The sequence below is a fragment of the Collimonas arenae genome (assembly GCF_000786695.1).
GTDB classification, from domain to species: Bacteria; Pseudomonadota; Gammaproteobacteria; order Burkholderiales; family Burkholderiaceae_D; genus Collimonas; species Collimonas arenae_A.
On the sequence record NZ_CP009962.1, the window covers coordinates 4147683 to 4165482 of the forward strand.

15 protein-coding genes are annotated in these 17800 nt (G+C 55.9%); 5 read left to right on the plus strand and 10 right to left on the minus strand.

The window, feature by feature from the left end:
- Window positions 1–37: 37 nt before the first annotated feature.
- Genes betA through betI form a run of 3 tightly spaced genes read right to left on the minus strand, consistent with a single transcriptional unit; the run spans window position 38 to window position 3834 of the window.
- On the minus strand, window positions 38–1708 hold the full coding sequence (gene betA, locus LT85_RS18090; RefSeq protein WP_038491590.1) for a choline dehydrogenase: 1671 nt from the start codon (window positions 1706–1708) through the stop codon (window positions 38–40).
- A gap of 18 nt (window positions 1709–1726) precedes the next feature.
- Window positions 1727–3199, minus strand: a complete 1473-nt coding sequence (gene betB, locus LT85_RS18095) for a betaine-aldehyde dehydrogenase (RefSeq protein ID WP_038491593.1) — start codon at window positions 3197–3199, stop codon at window positions 1727–1729.
- Window positions 3200–3240: 41 nt separating this feature from the next.
- The gene (gene betI / locus LT85_RS18100; protein WP_038491594.1) at window positions 3241–3834 is read right to left on the minus strand and encodes a transcriptional regulator BetI; all 594 of its coding nucleotides are present in this window, start codon (window positions 3832–3834) and stop codon (window positions 3241–3243) included.
- 307 nt (window positions 3835–4141) lie between these two features.
- Here betI and LT85_RS18105 point away from each other — a divergent pair, with 307 nt between their 5' ends.
- Window positions 4142–5713, plus strand: a complete 1572-nt coding sequence (locus LT85_RS18105) for a BCCT family transporter (RefSeq protein WP_038491597.1) — start codon at window positions 4142–4144, stop codon at window positions 5711–5713.
- 134 nt (window positions 5714–5847) lie between these two features.
- Here LT85_RS18105 and LT85_RS18110 read toward each other — a convergent pair whose 3' ends face one another.
- Window positions 5848–7146, minus strand: a complete 1299-nt coding sequence (locus LT85_RS18110; RefSeq protein WP_038491601.1) for a solute carrier family 23 protein — start codon at window positions 7144–7146, stop codon at window positions 5848–5850.
- Between the two features lie 264 nt (window positions 7147–7410).
- Window positions 7411–7929: a hypothetical protein gene (locus LT85_RS18115; RefSeq protein WP_038491605.1), complete on the minus strand. Its 519-nt coding sequence runs from the start codon at window positions 7927–7929 to the stop codon at window positions 7411–7413.
- Window positions 7930–8078: 149 nt separating this feature from the next.
- Between LT85_RS18115 and LT85_RS18120 the strand changes: the two genes are divergently transcribed.
- Window positions 8079–8381, plus strand: a complete 303-nt coding sequence (locus LT85_RS18120) for an antibiotic biosynthesis monooxygenase family protein (protein ID WP_038491608.1) — start codon at window positions 8079–8081, stop codon at window positions 8379–8381.
- Window positions 8382–8658: 277 nt separating this feature from the next.
- Here the strand turns inward: LT85_RS18120 and LT85_RS26125 are convergent, their stop codons facing one another.
- Window positions 8659–8835: a DUF3563 family protein gene (locus LT85_RS26125; RefSeq protein ID WP_081992808.1), complete on the minus strand. Its 177-nt coding sequence runs from the start codon at window positions 8833–8835 to the stop codon at window positions 8659–8661.
- Window positions 8836–9190: 355 nt separating this feature from the next.
- Between LT85_RS26125 and sbcB the strand changes: the two genes are divergently transcribed.
- A complete protein-coding gene (sbcB, locus tag LT85_RS18130) occupies window positions 9191–10624 on the plus strand; it encodes an exodeoxyribonuclease I (protein ID WP_038491614.1) in 1434 nt (477 codons plus the stop codon).
- A 181-nt stretch (window positions 10625–10805) separates the two neighbouring features.
- Here the strand turns inward: sbcB and LT85_RS18135 are convergent, their stop codons facing one another.
- The 4 genes from LT85_RS18135 to LT85_RS18150 all read right to left on the minus strand — a co-directional run bounded on the left by LT85_RS18135 (window position 10806) and on the right by LT85_RS18150 (window position 14934).
- Window positions 10806–11108 (minus strand): DUF3861 domain-containing protein, encoded by a 303-nt coding sequence (locus tag LT85_RS18135; RefSeq protein WP_038491617.1) that lies wholly within the window; start codon window positions 11106–11108, stop codon window positions 10806–10808.
- 34 nt (window positions 11109–11142) lie between these two features.
- Entirely contained in the window at window positions 11143–11712 is a 570-nt protein-coding gene (locus LT85_RS18140; RefSeq protein WP_038491620.1) for a PadR family transcriptional regulator, read from the minus strand.
- Between the two features lie 125 nt (window positions 11713–11837).
- The gene (gene speG, locus LT85_RS18145) at window positions 11838–12374 is read right to left on the minus strand and encodes a spermidine N1-acetyltransferase (protein WP_038491622.1); all 537 of its coding nucleotides are present in this window, start codon (window positions 12372–12374) and stop codon (window positions 11838–11840) included.
- 64 nt (window positions 12375–12438) lie between these two features.
- Window positions 12439–14934 (minus strand): acyl-CoA dehydrogenase, encoded by a 2496-nt coding sequence (locus tag LT85_RS18150; protein WP_038491626.1) that lies wholly within the window; start codon window positions 14932–14934, stop codon window positions 12439–12441.
- Window positions 14935–15470: 536 nt separating this feature from the next.
- Between LT85_RS18150 and LT85_RS18155 the strand changes: the two genes are divergently transcribed.
- Window positions 15471–16589, plus strand: coding sequence for an SDR family oxidoreductase (locus tag LT85_RS18155; protein ID WP_038491628.1), 1119 nt, complete (start codon window positions 15471–15473; stop codon window positions 16587–16589).
- Between the two features lie 297 nt (window positions 16590–16886).
- Window positions 16887–17774, plus strand: coding sequence for a KPN_02809 family neutral zinc metallopeptidase (ypfJ, locus tag LT85_RS18160; RefSeq protein ID WP_038491631.1), 888 nt, complete (start codon window positions 16887–16889; stop codon window positions 17772–17774).
- Window positions 17775–17800: the final 26 nt, after the last annotated feature.

The following is a 17800-nucleotide window of genomic DNA, read 5'->3' on the forward strand; positions in this document are numbered from 1 at the left end:
TCAAAGCCAATTTGCAACTGCCTCTAAGCTGCATCGATTACTGCCGGGCAGGTTTGTCACCGGCGACGTAGTACGGCACCTGCACGCGCGGTAAGGGCTCGCGGCCACGGATGTGATCGGCGATTTTTTCCGCGATCATGATGGTTGGCGCATTCAGGTTGCCGGTGGTAATCAGCGGCATGATCGACGCATCGACCACGCGCAACCCCTGCAGGCCATGCACCCGTCCCTGGTTATCCACCACCGCCATCTCGTCGTAGCCCATGGCGTTGGAGCAGGATGGATGAAAAGCGGTTTCCGCATGCTGGCGCACGAAGGCGTCCAGCTCGGCATCGCTCTGCACTTGCACGCCAGGGGAAATTTCACGGCCGGCGTAGGCAGACAATGCCTGCTGCGCAATAATCTCGCGCGTGATGCGGATGCCGTTGCGGAATTCCTGCCAGTCCTGTTCGGTCGACATGTAGTTGAACAGGATGCTCGGATGCTGGCGCGGATCTTTCGAACGCAGATGGACGCGGCCACGGCTCGGTGAACGCATCGACCCCATGTGCGCCTGGAAGCTGTGGACCTTGATCGGATTGCTGCCGTTGTAGTTGATCGCCACCGGCAGGAAATGATACTGGATGTTCGGCCACTCGAAACTATCGTCGCTGCGGATAAAGCCGCCGGCTTCGAACTGGTTGCTGGCGCCGACGCCGGTGCCCATCAGCAGCCATTCGGCGCCGATCTGCGGCTGGTTCCATGGCTTGAGAGCGGGCGCCAGTGAAACCGGCTGCTTGCATTCGTACTGTTGGTATATTTCCAGATGGTCTTGCAGATTGGCGCCGACACCGGGCAAGTCCAGCACCACGGGAATATCGTGCTGGCGCAGCAGTTGCGCCGGACCGACACCGGAACGTTGCAAGATTTGCGGCGAAGCAATCGCTCCGGAACACAACAGTACTTCGCGTCGGGCCCGTGCGGTTTGCGCCTGATCATGGTGCAGATAAGCGACGCCGATAGCGCGCTGGCCAGAGAACAGGATGCGATCAGTCAATGCGTGGGTGACGATGGTCAGGTTAGGCCTGGCCCGAGCCTGGTCCAGGTAACCGCGCGCGGTGCTGGCGCGCCGCCCTTGCGGCGTGGTGGTGCGATCCATCGGACCGAAGCCTTCCTGCTGGTAACCATTCAGGTCATCGGTACGTGGATAACCAGCCTGCACCCCGGCCTCTACCATTGCATGGTAGAGCACATTATTGCCGCTCTTCGGCGTGGTGACGCTGACCGGACCGTCGCCGCCGTGATAGTCGTTGCCGCCGATATCGCGGGTTTCGGCTTTTTTGAAGTACGGCAGGCAATCCAGGTAGGACCAGTTTTCCAGCCCGCTACGCCTGGCCCAGTGATCGTAGTCCAGCGCATTGCCGCGGATGTAGCACATGCCGTTGATCAGCGAGGAACCGCCCAGGCCTTTGCCACGACCGCACTCCATGCGACGGCCGTTCATATGCGGCTCCGGATCGGTTTCATAAGCCCAGTTATAGCGCCGCCCTTGCAAGGGAAACGCCAGCGCCGCCGGCATCTGGGTGCGGAAATCGAAACGGTAATCGGGGCCACCGGCTTCCAGCAGCAACACGCTGGTATCAGCATCTTCCGTCAGGCGGGTCGCCAGCACGTTGCCCGCAGAGCCCGCGCCGATGATGATGTAGTCGTATTCTTTTGCTTGTTCCATGTTGTTCCCTGACGCCAATTAAAACACCGATGTATAAGCACCCAATTCGACCTGGATCGACTTGATGCGCGTGTAGTGTTCCAATGTCGTCAGGCCGTTCTCGCGGCCGACGCCGGATTGCTTGTAACCGCCAACCGGCATTTCCGCCGCTGATTCGCCCCAGGTGTTGATCCAGCAAATACCGGCCTCCAGCTTATGGATGACACGATGCGCACGACTCAGGTTCTCTGTCATCAGGCCGGCCGCCAGGCCATATTCAGTGTCATTGGCGCGGCGGATCACCTCATCCTCTTCCTCAAACGAAAGTATGCTCATCACAGGGCCGAAAATTTCTTCGCGCACGATCTTCATGTCGTCGCGGCAGTCGGTGAATACCGTCGGTTGCACATACGCACCCTTGGCATAGGCGCCGCTGATTTCGCGCTTGCCGCCGATCAGCAGGCGCGCACCTTCCGCCAGGCCGGACTCGATGTAAGACAGCACGCTATCCATGTGGGGGAAGCTGACCAGCGGGCCGAAATTGGTGTTCGTCTCAAGCGGATTGCCAAGACGAATACGCGCCACCCGTTCCAGCACCTTGGCTTCAAACACCGGCTTGATGGAGCTATGCACAAACACGCGGGTGCCGTTGGTGCACACCTGGCCCGAACTGTAGAAATTGGCCATGACAGCGACGTCGGCCGCGCGGTCCAGATCGGCATCGGCAAATACGATCAGTGGCGACTTGCCGCCCAGTTCCATCGTCACTTCCTTCAAGGTCGAGCTGGAAGCACTAGCCATGACTTTCTTGCCGGTTGCGGTGCCGCCGGTAAAGGAGATTTTTTCGATGCCTGCATGTTCCGTCAGCCAGGTGCCGACTTCGCGGCCGCTGCCGGTCAATACGTTGAATACGCCATCAGGCAAACCCGCTTCTGTATAGATTTCAGCCAGCCGCAGCGCACTCAGCGGCGTCACTTCGCTCGGCTTGAAAATCATCGCGTTGCCTGCCGCCAGCGCCGGCGCCGACTTCCACAGGGCGATCTGGATCGGATAATTCCAGGCACCGATGCCGGCTACTACGCCCAGCGGCTCACGGCGGGTGTAGACAAACGCGCTTTCACGCAAAGGAATCTGTGTGCCTTCTATCGACGGCACCAGGCCGGCGTAATACTCCAGCACGTCGGCGCCGGTGACGATATCCACGGCGCTGGTTTCCGACAACGCCTTGCCTGTATCCAGCGTTTCCAGTTCAGCCAGTTCGTCATTGCGCTCACGCAGAATGGCCACCGCTTTGCGCAATACGCGCGAGCGCTGCATGGCGGTTTGTGCGGCCCAGATGCGCTGCCCTTGCTGGGCGCTGGCGACGGCGCGGTCGACGTCAGCCTTGGTGGCGCGCTGGACTTCAGCCAACACTTCGCCATTGGCTGGATTGATGGTTTGGAAGGTGTCGCTACCGCTGGCGTCGACCCGGCGGCCGCCGATGTACAGTTGTTGTTGCTTGAAAACAGGCATGCAGATTCTCCTCAAAGGGTTGCTGTCAGATAGGCTAAAGATCAGGCTGCTATAGCAGCGCCATGTTTCTTTGCCAGTTGTAGATCCAGGTATTCGTAAGCCAGCCGGCGCGCCGCGTCGGCGTCGAAAGCTTTTCCCGATAGCGAGCCGCGCAACCACAGGCCGTCAATCATCGCAGCCAGGCCGCGGGCGGCATGGCGTGCCTGCTCCAGCGGCAATTCGCGCATGAATTGGCAGCACAGGTTCGAACGCAAGCGCTGATCGTTCACGTGCTGCAATCTGCGCAAGGATTCCTGGTGCATGCTGGACGACCAGAAAGCCAGCCAGGTTTTCATGACCGGACCGCTCACCTGGCTGTCGTTGAAATTGGCATCAACAATGGCGCGCAGATGCGCAGCGGCAGTGTCTTCGCTGAGTTCGCTGCGACGGCGCAAGGTGTCTTCCCGCAAATCGCGCAAGATCTGACGCATGGTGCCTTCCAGCAAGCCGCTTTTGTCACCAAAGTAATGGCTGATGATGCCGGTCGACAGGCCCGCCTGTTTGGCGATCAAGGCAATCGTCGCATCGGCCAGGCCAACCCGGTCGATCACTTCCAGCGTCGCCTGGATCAGTTGCGCGCGGCGCAGCGGCAGCATTTCGTTTCTTTTTCTCAACTCACTCTCCTTTGCGTTCGCGGAAAGCGGTCGCCTCATCCGCTGCGTGAAATCAGTATAATTTAAATTGATTGGACGTTCAATCAATTTAAGTTTAGGCTCTCATTGTGATGTCAGCGACAGCACAAAGTTTCTTTTACGAAAACAATATGCAATTCAATACCGGCAGCAGAATCGGAATGAGGTTTATTTAAATGCAACAAAAACCAAGCGCGGGCGCAACGAGACAGCAGCCAACTACGCAATCACTCAGGCAAGCAACCAATCCACGACGCCGTGAGCAAATCAAATGAGCGCGGCCACTACCAACGCCTCTAGCGTGGCGGAAAAAATCAAGCTCAACCGCCCGGTTTTCTTTTCATCGGCGCTACTGATCATTGCCTTCAGCATCGTCATCATCGCCTTTCCTCAGGCATCGACCGCCTGGCTGTCGCAAGCACAGGTCACGCTGGCCAGCAGTTTCGGCTGGTACTACATGCTGGTGGTCGCGGCCTATCTTGGCTTCATCATCTGGCTAGCGATATCTCCGTACGGCAAAATCAAACTGGGAGCGGATGACGAACAACCCGCGTTCAGCTACGGCGCCTGGGCCGGCATGCTATTTTCTTCAGGCATCGGAATTTCCCTGCTTTATTTCGGCGCATCCGAACCATTGACGCATTACCTGTATCCGCCGCAAGGCGCTGCGTCGACCCCGGCAGCGGCAAGCCAGGCGATGACGCTAACCTTTCTCCACTGGGGTCTGCACGGCTGGGCCATTTACGCTTTAATCGCAGTGGCGCTCGGCTACTTTGCTTACCGCCACAAACAGCCCCTGGCTTTGCGCACTGCGCTGTATCCTTTGCTGGGCGAGCGCGTGCATGGCGTTGCCGGCCATACTGTCGATTGCTTCGGCATCGTGGTTACCGTGCTGGGCCTGGTCAGCAATCTCGGTATCGGTTCATTGCAAATCAGCGCCGGCCTGGAACATCTGTTCGGACTGCAAAACAGTCACAGCTCCCTGCTGGCGGTGATCATCGTGATGACGATCGTAGCCACGCTAGCGGCCATATCCGGCGTGGAAGTCGGTATCCGCCGACTCTCGAACTTGAATGTGCTGCTGTTCGCCAGCCTACTGATATTCGTATTAACGATGGGACCCACCCTGCATTTGCTGAACGCCATGATCCAGAACTTTGGCGATTACGTCAGCAATTTCGTCGGCAAGACATTTGACCTGTATGCCTACGACCGGCCCAGCGACTGGCTTGGAAAATGGACCTTGTTCTACTGGGCCTGGTGGATTTCATGGGCGCCATTCGTCGGATTGTTCATTGCCCGCATCTCACGCGGCCGCACCATCCGTGAAGTGGTGACCGGGGTGTTGCTGTTGCCGCTGGCGTTCACGCTGGTATGGCTGTCGGTGTTCGGCAACAGCGCGCTGGACTTGCTGATCAATCATGGGGCGACTGAATTGAGCCGCACCGCGCTGGAGCAACCGGCCATGACCATGTACAAATTGCTGGCGCACTATCCGCTGGGCACGGCAATGTCCGGCGTAGCGATTTTCGTCGGTTTCGTGTTGTTCCTGACACCGGCAGATTCCGGCGCCGTTATGCTGGCCAATTTATCGATGCAAGGCAGTGAGAACGAAAGCGATGCGCCGCACTGGTTGCGGATATTCTGGTCGGGGCTGATCATGGCGGTAACTGTCGGCCTGATGTTTGCAGATAACATCAGCGCGATTCAAACCACCATCGTGCTAGCGTCGTTGCCGTTTTCCCTAGTGTTGGTGTTGTACATGGCATGCCTGCTGAAGAGTTTGCGGAAGGAATCCAGCCCCTCGGCGGCAGCGCCGATAAAGATTGTCCGGGCAACCTGATTGGTCGAATGGATTGGCAATGCCCGGCAGGTGGCGGTTTAAGAAGCGCTAGCTGTCCACTGCATCTATTAGCGAATCAGACTCAATACCTCGGTCGCTCATGCGACCGAGGTATTTGCCAATCAGGCACAGGTTTATGCCTTCTTTCTGCTCAACAGGGCATGAAGAATGATTGCCCCGAAAGTAGCGGTGCCGATACCACCCAGCGAAAACTGGCCGAGCTTCAAAGTGAAGTCGCCAGCGCCCAGCACCAAAGTCACCGCAGCGACGATCAAGTTGCGGTTATCGGAAAAGTCGACCTTGTTTTCAACCCATATCCGCGCACCCGACACGGCGATCAACCCAAACACCACAATCGAAACGCCACCCAGCACCGCACCAGGAATGGTTTGGATCACAGCGCCGAATTTCGGTGAAAAACCAAGGACGATCGCCAGGCAGGCAGCAACCACAAACACCAGCGTCGAATATATTTTCGTAACGGCCATCACCCCGATGTTTTCGGCATAGGTTGTAACGCCGGTACCGCCAACGCTGCCCGATACGATGGTTGCCAAGCCGTCGCCGACGAAAGCACGGCCCATATATTTATCGAGATTCTGGCCGGTCATGGCGGCCACCGCTTTGATATGGCCAAGATTTTCCGCCACCAGGATAATCGCAATCGGCGCCAGCAAAGCCATCGCGTCAGCCTTGAACACCGGCGCGGAAAAATGCGGGATGCCGAACCAGGCTGCATTCGCCACAATCGCAAAATCAATCGGCTTGCCAAGCCCAGCACCGTTGGTCAGCACCGCATAAATCACATATGCGAGCATCAGTCCGACGAGGATCAGCAAGCGCTGCAACATGCCGCGCGCAAACACTGCCACGCCACCGACGCACAATACCGTGCCCAGCGCCATCCAGGCGTCGAAGTTATTGCCGCTGACGCCCTTGACTGCGATCGGCGCCAGATTCAGGCCGATCACCGCCACCACCGCACCGGTGACCACCGGCGGCATCAGAGTTTCGATCCAGCGAGTACCGATCGCCATTACCAGGAAGCCGATCAGCGCATATACCACGCCGCAGGCAATAATGCCGCCCAGCGCTACGCCAAGGTTAGGATTCAGGCCGTGGCCGCCATAGGCGCTGACTGCGATCACCAGGCCGATAAAAGAAAAGCTGGACCCGAGATAGCTCGGCACGCGCCCACCCACCAGCACAAAGAACAGCAAAGTGCCGATGCCCGACATGAAAATCGCCAGATTGGGATCGAAACCCATCAGTAGCGGCGCTAGTACGGTCGAACCGAACATGGCCACCACGTGCTGCACGCCCATAGCGAACGTCTGCGGCCATGGCAAACGCTCGTCAGCGGCGATTACCTGGCCCTGCCCGTCCGCCGTGCTTGCGCGCAAACGCCACGTGGGAAAATAAGAACCTGCCATGAATTTCCTCCCTGTATTCCGATTTACTCTATGTCTGCGGCGGCTACGGCTGGACTACAAGCCAGACCGGCAAGACATCGTAGAACCGTATGATTGATTTTGCTTTTAACCGGAAGCTAGTGTACGAAGGCGGCAACAAAATAACAATCGAGATAGGGGGAATCGCAGAGAAAGCAGGAAGAAATTTATGGAACTCGTATAAAAAAAGCACCGGCCAGACGCCCGGTGCTTTCTTTTGTCAGTTCACTCGCCAATTCGGCGACATTAAGGAAACACAGGAATGTGCTTTTCAACCCCGGCAAAAGCCGCTTCCGGATGAAGTTTTTCAATCAACGCTTCAATCTCCGGCACGCGCTTGAACGGCACATCTACCAACAGCAGTATCTTGCCCTCCTCGATCCCGGCATGGAAGGCTTTCAGGCGGGAATTCGGCAGCGCCGCCGCCGCCATCCCGGACATCCAGCTACCCAATACTGCGCCGGCCAGCGTCAACGCAACCAAGGCAAGCCAATTCAGATGCACCCACTCAGGCGGAAAATAAACCAGCCACATGCCCAGCAACAAGCCGATTACGCCTCCAGCCAGCAAACCGACTTCAGCGCCGTTTGCGAGATCGGTCTTATGGAAAATATTGGCTTCGGGCATATCCGCTGGCAATTTGCCGTCGGCGCCCCAGAAGTGAATATGCCGAATTCCTATCCGCGCCAGCAGCAATTCATCCAGCGTGCTGCGTGCGCTGGGAACATCCGGCATCATGAAATAAAGTCTTTGTCGGCCCAGCATGATGGTCTCCTATGGACTATTTATGCTTCAGCATAGTCAATCAAGATCGAATCCACAAAGATTGATTGCCCCTAGGGTACGGACGACCCCGAGCGGTTAAAAATGCGACAATCACTTTTCCGCCCACCAACAACCATGATGGAAATACCATGATCCTCGAATTAGCCGATATCCGCATCCAGCCAGGCAAGCAGCAGGAATTTGACGCCGCGATTCAACGCGGAATCGAGCAAGTCATCAGCAAAGCCAAGGGCTTCGTCAGCTTTAAAGTGCACAAGGGGATCGAATCTCCAGAACGCTATGTCCTGATAATTCTCTGGCAAACGCTGGAAAACCATACGGTAGATTTTCGCGAATCGCCTGCGTTTGCCGACTGGCGCGCGCTGGTAGGACCGTTTTTTGCGGTGGCGCCGACCGTCGAGCATTTCACGCTCTTGGCAGAATCACACTAATTGCAGGTTGGGGAAATGCAAGATGAAGTGCACCGTGTAAGCAGCAGGGCAACCCGATCGACGGCCAATGCCGGTGGGATGCCCGACTGCTACGCAGCGATATGTGTACTACGAACGAGTACAACAGACGAACTACAGACCTGCTGATAAAACTTTGCAACATAGGCTTAAATACCTGCTAACTGCAAACAACTGCAAACAACTGCAAACAACTGCAGCTTACTACCGGTAGCCGACAAACCCGGCCACGCATTGCTGCTTTGCTACAGGTACAAATTTAGAAGCCTTTGATCCATGCTGCAGTCTGGGCGCTTTCACGATCCAGGCGTTGCATGCGATATTCCAGATCGTACAGGTCGACTGCTTCGGCCAGGTAAGCTTCTTTACGTGCGGCTTCCGAACGTTCGTAGGCAGTACCGAGACGCTTGAAAAATGCACCGATGTTGCTCAGCATGCCGGCGCGTTGTACTACTGGCGCTGCCGGACGTGCTACTGGAGCTGGACGTGCTGCTGCTGGACGAGCAATGCTAGAACTGTTGCTGATTGTCATTGTAGACATGATAAATTCCTCTTTCGTTTTGCGTTCACCGCAAGCCAATTGTTGCGTCGCACAATCAGAATAGCGTTTCCCCATGAATTATCCAATTTCGATTGCCAATAGCAGTTATCAGTTTTGTGAATTTAAGGGGCTAGGTGCCTGATTCCAGCGATTTTTATGACTTGGCCTAATGTGTTGTAAAACTGCTATACAGGCATGGAAAGATGCCTGTAAACTGCTGCACCTTCCTCTCATACAAGCCTTAGCTCCGATGTCTACGCACACCTTCCTCTGGCACGACTACGAAACCTTCGGCGTCCAGCCGCGACGAGACCGCCCGGCCCAGTTTGCCGCGATCCGCACCGACGCCGAATTGAACGAGATCGGCGAACCGATCATGCTGTATTGCCAACCTGCAAATGATTTCTTGCCAGATCCGCAGTCTTGCCTGATTACCGGCATCACGCCTCAACATTGCCTGGAGCGAGGCATTCCTGAATACCAGTTCGCCGCCCAGATCGAAAAAGCGTTTTCAGAACCCGGCACCATCGGCGTCGGCTACAACACGATCCGCTTCGACGACGAAGTCACGCGCTTCCTGTTCTGGCGCAACCTGATCGATCCCTATGCGCGCGAATGGCAGAACCAGTGCGGCCGCTGGGATATTCTTGATGTGGTGCGCACCGCCTACGCCTTGCGACCGGACGGCATCGAATGGCCGAAAAACGATGAGGGGCGGCCAAGTTTCCGTTTGGAGCTGTTAACCAAAGCTAACGGCATCAGCCACGAAGCGGCGCATGATGCGCTGTCCGACGTGCGGGCGACGATCGCCCTGGCGCGCCTGATCCGGCAGCACCAGCCGAAACTGTTCGATTTCTGCCTTGCCCTACATAAGAAAGACCGGGCCGGCGCTGAAATCGGCTTGCCGACGCCACGCCCTTTTCTGCATATTTCAGGGATGTTTCCTGCCGAGAACGGTTGCCTGGCTGTCATGTGGCCACTTGGGGTGCATCCAACCAACAAGAATGAAATATTGGCCTGGGACCTGGCCTACGATCCGAGCGAAATATTCTCGCTCGACGCCGATACCGTACGCACCCGCCTGTTCAGCAAATCGGCCGACTTGCCGGAAGGCGTGACCCGGTTGCCTTTGAAGTCAGTGCACTTGAACAAATCGCCGATGGTCATCAACAAGCTGCAAACCCTGTCAAGCGACATGGCGGCGCGTTGGGGCATCGATATCCCGCAAGCCTTGAAACATGCTGAAATCGCGGCGCAAGCACCTGATCTCGGCAACTTGTGGCGTCAAGTGTTCCAGCGTGCGGATGAGAGCGTAACCGATGTCGATGAAGACTTGTACGGCGGTTTTGTCGGCAACAATGACCGTCGCAAGCTCAATGATTTACGCGCCATGACGCCGCAAAAACTGGCGGCCGCGCAGCTCAGTTTTGACGACCAGCGCCTGGAAGAACTTACCTTCCGCTACCGCGCCCGCAACTTCCCCGACACCCTGTCCGGCGACGATCAGGAGCGTTGGGAGGAACACCGCGCCGCCCGCCTGTTCGATGGCGAAGGCAAGGCCCGTACGGTCGAGATGTTGTTTGAAGAAATCGACAATTTGTCGGAAACGGCGGATGAACGCGGCGAAGAAATCCTCGGCGCGCTTTATGACTATGCCGAGATGATTGCGCCGGCGCGCGAGTAATAGCGAGTCATATCGCAACCGGCTGCAGGCCGGACCGGCCCAGAAAAAACAAAGCGGGGCCAGGTATATTTTCGATTCATTCCACGAAAACATGCCTGGCCCCGCTTACTCTTGCCTCTAATTTCACTTACACATCCATCCCCCGGGCGGCGTCCCGCGCGGGCGATTCCTACGTTTCATTCTATGCTTCTGCTGCCATCGGCTGCGCTTTCAGCTTCCCGATAAAATCGCGCATCGGCTGATTGATTTCTGCAAACAGCGGGTTGCTGCGGTTTTTCAGCATGACTTCGGTGAACAGCTTCAAACCCAGCGGCAGCGAGGCGGCGGTATCGGCGTCAAACTGGCCTTTGCTGCGCACCTTGTCGATGATCGCGAACAGGTCATCGTGGTTGCCGGCTTCAAAATTTATTGCGGCATGGGTCGGCTCGCCCTGCTTCGGCGTAGCCAAGTGCTCCAGGGTAATGCGGTAACGATGTTCACGCATAGTTTCTCCTTGTTTCCAAACGGCTTTGCTAACTTCAAACTCTCTCTATCTTTACAGCAGCGGCATCAATCGCATCAACGATGGCGTGGATCTGCTCCTGGCTGAGTTCGCCTTTTTCCAGCCGCGTATGCACTGCCATCCTGAAGTTCATGATGGCCCGCTTCAGTTCCGGCGCGGAACTACCGGATGCCCGTTGCGCCGCTTCCAGCTTCTGCAACGCCAGATTCAGGGCCTCGCTATTGGCAGCCAAAAACGCCGCGCCTTCTGGCGTGATGCGGTACAGTTTTTTGCCGCCCGCTTCCGCTTCGATTGCCGTGTAACCCATCTCTTCCAGTAGCGTCAAGGTCGGATAGATCACACCCGGGCTCGGGCTGTAATCGCCACCGACCAGTTCTTCGATCGCCTTGATGACTTCGTAGCCGTGGCGTGGCTTTTCCTGCAACAGGTTAAGAATCACCAACCGCAAGCTGCCTTGCTCGAACATGCGCCCGCCGCGGCCGCCTTCACGGCGCCCGCCACGTTCAAACATACCGCCACCGCGATGTTGCCTTTCGTGACCTTGATGCATCTGGCTGCGGTCGCAACCTCTTCTATGACCAAACATGTAAACTTCCTTATCTCATTGAATGAGATATAAAGATATATCTTAGAAACTACTAAGTCAAGATTGAGTTATGTTTTTATTTAATGAGATGCGGCCTTGCTAGCAATTTTTTCATAAAGACAACATCAACTAGTACGTTTTGCCAGATATTCCGGCTGGAACATGCACATCCGGATGGCATCGCGATAAACGCCATTGATGAAAAACTCGCTCTTCAATTCGCTTTCCAGCTCAAATCCGCATTTCTTGTAGATGTGAATCGCCTTGTGGTTTTCATTGTCGACATACAAATACAGCTTATACAGATTGAGAACGCAGAATGCATATTCGATCGCCAGCCGGGTAGCGCGCTCTGCATAGCCTCGGCCCTGGGCGCTTGGCGCGACGATGATCTGGAATTCCGCGCGGCGGTGGATATGGGTGATCTCGACCAGTTCGACCAGCCCCACCATCTCGCCGTTATCGCTTTCAAGAATAAAGCGGCGTTCAGTCTGGTCGTGGACGTGCTGGTCATAAAGTTGCACTAACTCAACATACGCTTCGTAGGGCTCTTCGAACCAGTAGCGCATGATGGTGCTGTTGTTGTCGAGCTGATGTACAAAATGCAGGTCGTTGCGTTCTAGCGGGCGCAATTTAAGGCCCGGCTGCACGAGAGTCGTCATAAAACTTCCTTTTATTTGTTGCTAATATTGTTGTTCTTGGTGAAATTGTCAGGCGCCTTGCCGGTTATGCTTGCTGCAAGGCTTGCATTCGCGCCTGCAACGATTCGAGCCGGTTAAAGTCTTGCGGGAAATCGTCCACCTGAACGCTGATATCCCCGTAGCGCGCAAAATCTTCCAGCACTTGCTGCTCTTCGGCCGTGATTGCGCCGGTGGCCGCAGCGGCAGTGATCCAATCGCTCATCTCGATCAGGCTTTGCGGCATCGCCGTCAAAGTCCCGGCCATGATCGCGGGCTTGAGTCGTGCTGCAATCGCGTTGACCAGCGGAATCAACCGGAAAGCCAGTTCGCCAAAAGCTAACGGCGATTCCTCGGCGTTTGGCAGATATGTATCGCCAACCAGACGGTCGCGGCTGACGCCATCCATCTGCATGGCTTTCGCCACTGCCGTGTCGAGTGCATCGGATGGTTTATCGTAGGGCCGCCCGAAAGGGAAAACAATTACGCGCATTAAGACTGCCAGGATCCGGTTCGGAAAATTATCGAGTACACCAAGACAGGCTTCTTGCGCCTGATGCAAGGCATCCTGTATCGCCCAATGCACATAGGGTAAATCTTCCTGCTGCCGGCCATCATCCTCATAGCGCTTGAGCACGCTGGAAATCAGGTACAGCTGCGACAGGATATCGCCCAACCGGCCGGAAATCCGTTCGCGGAATTTCAGCGAACCGCCAAACACGAACATCGATGTATCGCTCAGCAGCGCGAACGCCGCCGACATTCGGTTGACTGCGCGATAGAAATGACGCAGCTCGGACGGCGCCACACGCGGCGCCGCAGGAAAACTGCCAACTGACAGTCCTGCAACCAGGGCTCGTGAAAAATTGGCGAAGACAAAGCTGATATGGTCAAAGAATGCATTGTCGAAATCAACCAGCGCCTTCTGCTGATCTGCTTCGCCTGCCGCCGCCATTTCCTTCAGCACATAGGGATGACAGCGGATCGCACCTTGGCCAAAAATGATCAGGCAGCGTGTCAGGATGTTCGCGCCTTCGACCGTGATCGCGATCGGCATCTGCTGGTAGCTGCGCGCCAGGAAATTATTCGGCCCCATGCAAATACCCTTGCCGCCCAACACATCCATGCCGGCGTTGACCAGAATGCGACCCCGCTCTGTGACATGGTATTTCGAGATCGCTGAAATCACCGACGGCTTTTCGCCATTATCCACCGCCAGCGCCGACAACCTGCGCACCGCGTCCATCAGATACAGGTTGCCACCCATGCGCGCCAGCATTTCATGGATGCCCTCGAACTTGCCGATCGGGATCCTGAACTGATGCCGCATGGCTGCATAGGCGCTAGTGCCGCGCACCGCCAGTTTGGAAAAGCCGACCGTGGACGACGGCAAGGAAATTGCACGGCCTGCGGCCAGGCACTCCATCAGCATGCGCCAGCCCTTGCCGATCTGCTCGCGGCCGCCGATCACCCAATCCAGCGGGATGAATACATCCTTGCCGGAAGTCGGACCGTTCTGGAATACCGCATTCAACGGCCAATGACGACGGCCTGTGACCACGCCCGGATGGTTGGTTGGAATCAGAGCGCATGTAATACCGAGATCAACCTCGGTGCTCCCATTGGCCGCCAATAGAAGATCGGGATCCTGCACCCGGAACGCCAGTCCCAGCACGGTCGCGACAGGGCCTAGCGTAATGTAGCGCTTATCCCAGGTTATCTTGAAGCCCAGCATTTCCTGGCCATCGTAATTTCCTACGCAAACTACACCCACGTCCGGAATCGCCGCCGCATCGGAGCCGGCGTAGGGACTAGTGAGCGCAAAACACGGGATTTCCTCGCCTGCGGCGAGGCGCGGCAAGAAATAATCCTTTTGTGCTTCTGTACCGTATTGCAGCAGCAATTCAGCCGGGCCTAGCGAATTAGGCACCATTACTGAAATCGCTGCGGCGGAACAATGCGAAGACAGTTTCATGATCACCTGCGAATGCATGTAGGCGGAAAATTCCTTGCCGCCATACTGCTTGGGGATGATCATGCCGAGGAAACCTTTTTCCTTGACGAATTGCCAGGCCTGCGGCGACAGGTCCTGCCAGATTTCAGTGCTCTCCCAATCCGTGGCCAACTGGCATAGCTGCTCGACTTCATTATCGAAAAAATCCTGCTCTTCAGCGCTCAGCTTGGGCGCTGGAAGTTGCAGTAATTTATTCCATGCCGGCTTGCCGGAAAACAGTTCGGCATCCCACCAGACAGTACCGGCCTCGATCGCATCGCGCTCGGTCTGCGACATACGCGGCAAGATGCGCTGGAAAACATTCAATGCCGGCTTGCTCAGCAAGCTGTGGCGCAATGGCTTTATAGCGACGATCAAGGTCGGCATCGCCAGCAGCAGTAATAGCAATATCGCTGCCAATGCGCCGATGCCGGCCAGCCAGAAGCCGCCTGCTATCCAGAGCAGCATGGCGCCCAGCCAAACCCAGGCGCCGAGGCGCAACTGCATCAAGAGCAAGGCGCCAATAAGCAACGCTGCGATCCAATAGAACATGCTGGCTCCAATTTGACAGATAAGGTTGACAGTTCGTTTGGTAGTTCTGCGCGCTGTAAATCTTTTACATAACCGCAACTGACTTGAACACGATTATGGGGACAGGACAAAACTGAGTGGTAAAGGGCTGAGAAAAAATTACCCTAAATACAATGAACTGCGTTAGGAAATAAGATGATTCTTCCCCCTTTGGTCACTTTTTGGATACAAAAAGTTCACAAAAAGCAAATTTAAATGTTAAACAACAACAAGTTAGCTTATCCTATGCGGCGATTTGGGTAACAATTATGGGGATGCAAAATCAATAATATGCAACCCTTTGTAAATCTCTGTATCCCTTTGTCAACCATACTATAGAATCGTGCGTTAAGCCGTTTCTATAGTTGCGCGCAAATATGGGAAAACCCAGAAGAACCATAAAACCGAGTCAGGCCACTCGGCCCATATCCATATCGTAGCGAATACCCGTAGCCAGCTCCGCAAGCAGGCCAGCCATCAACCCGCATCAGACAAGTTACAAGAGCATTTAGCCTTTCATGAATAATTTAATTTTGATGACCGGCGCGACCGGCTTTCTCGGTGGCGCAAACGCAGTGGAGGCAATTCATCGCGGGCTAGGTAAAAATCTGTTACTGCTGGCACGTGCTGAAAACGCTGCGATGGCGCACGCCCGAGTCATCAAAAATCTGCAACTGTTGGGCGCAAGCGCAACTGACATCGCGCAAATCAGTGTCGACCAGATTCTCTGCTCGGACTTGTCTGAACTTGACAACGTCGCCAGCGATCCACGCCTGGACCGGGTGTCGGTTGTAATCCATTCTGCGGCGCTTGCCACTTTTGCGAATCATCCTTCGCTGGAAAAGATCAATGTCGACGGTACGTTGGCGCTCGGCAAACTGATGCATCGACGGCCAGCCCTGAAACGCTTCATGTACATCGGTACGGCCATGGCGTGCGGCGAAGGCGCCGGCATCAATGCCGTCGTCAAGGAAAACATCGACTTGCCGCTGGGTGACCAGCATCTGGTGGCCTATACACGCTCCAAGGCAATGGGCGAAAAGAAACTGCGCGACATTTACCCCGATTTGCCCGTAGTTTATGTCAGGCCGTCGATTATCGTCGGCCACACCCTGCTCGGCTGCGCCCCATCCCAAAGCATTTTCTGGGTCTTCATGGTATGGCAACTGCTGGGCGCGCTGACCACGGCTCTCGATGAAAAAGTCGACGTCGTGCCGGTCGACTGGTGCGCGCAAGCGATCATAGATCTGGCGCAAAAAGATACCCTGTCGCACAACGTTTTCCATATCTCGGCCGGCGTCGGTTCCTGCGTCTCGTTCCGCGAGATCGATCTGGCTTTGGCGGCAGCGCGCGGCATCGAACCGATTGGCGCCACCTATAAGCAGATCACGCCGGACGCCATCGCCACGCTGCTGCCACGCATGCGTGAATGCGTTCCGGAATGCAATGACCGCTTGCTGCTACGCGCGCTCAAGCTGTATGGTGCATTTGCCGGCCTGAATTATGTATTTGACAATACAAACCTGTTGGCAGAAGGTATTCGCCCAGCTCCACTGTTTACCGATTACTTACCGCTCTGCGTCGAGTCGGCAAAACATATTCCGATTGCGGAACAGATGAAGTGGGACTTCAAATAGTCTTTTCCGCAACACTAAGAGGCTGTTGCAAACACAGATGGCTAGGCGCTCCGACGAAGACAGTACGAACAGTACGGCTAGGAGGGTGTAGCAGGGGTTTCAGACGACACTGTCGTCTGCCTGCGGAACGGCCCAGGCTTGCTAGCCAGGTGGGACCCTGCAAGGGCAACAACGCCAGGTGTGTTTGCAATAGCCTCTAAGTATTACTTCTGCATTCATCGCTTGCCCCTAACTGATGGTGGTTTCCGTTAGAATTGCCTTCTATTACGGACAACAAAATCAGTAGGGGTAACGACCATGAAATGGGAAGGCAATCGGGAAAGTGACAACGTCGAAGACCGCCGCGGAAATGATAGCGATGGCGGTGGCGGCGGTGGATTTGGCGGACGCTCGATCGGTCTTGGCACGATCGCCATTGCGCTGGTGGCCTCGTACTTCTTCGGCATCAGCCCGACCACCGTCTTGAGCTTGCTGAGCGGCGGACCGGTCAGCCAGCCGCAATCGCAGCAAGCACCCGCCCCCAACCACAGCAATCAGCCTGAAGACCGGCAAACCAAATTCGTAAAAACGGTACTGGCCGACACGGAAGATGTCTGGACCCAGATTTTCAGCGCCAATGGCAAAACGTATCCGCCGCCGAAGCTGGTCTTGTTTTCCGGCGCCACTCCGACCGCATGCGGTACCGGTCAGACTGCTTCCGGACCGTTTTATTGCCCGGGCGACCGCAAAGTCTACATCGATCTCAGTTTTTACAAACTGATGCAGCAGCGCTTCCACGTTTCGGGTGAATTTGCCCAGGCTTACGTGATCGCCCATGAAGTCGGACATCACGTGCAAAACCTGATGGGCATCATGGACAAGGTTAACAATGCCGAACGACAAATGTCCAAGGCACAGGTCAACGCCATGTCGGTCCGGATGGAATTGCAAGCCGACTGCCTGGCGGGCGTCTGGGCCTTTCATGCCAACCAGGCGCGCGGCATCCTTGAGCAAGGCGATGTCGAAGGCGCTTTGAACGCAGCTACCGCCATTGGCGACGACGCCCTGCAAAAGCAAGAGCAAGGATATGTGGTGCCGGACTCCTTCACGCACGGCACGTCAGCACAACGAGTAAGGTGGTTCAAGCAAGGCGTCAGCACCGGTGAAGTCAAATCCTGCAATACCTTTGAAGTAAAGGCACTTTAATTTATCGCATGTGGCAAGCCGGTGCG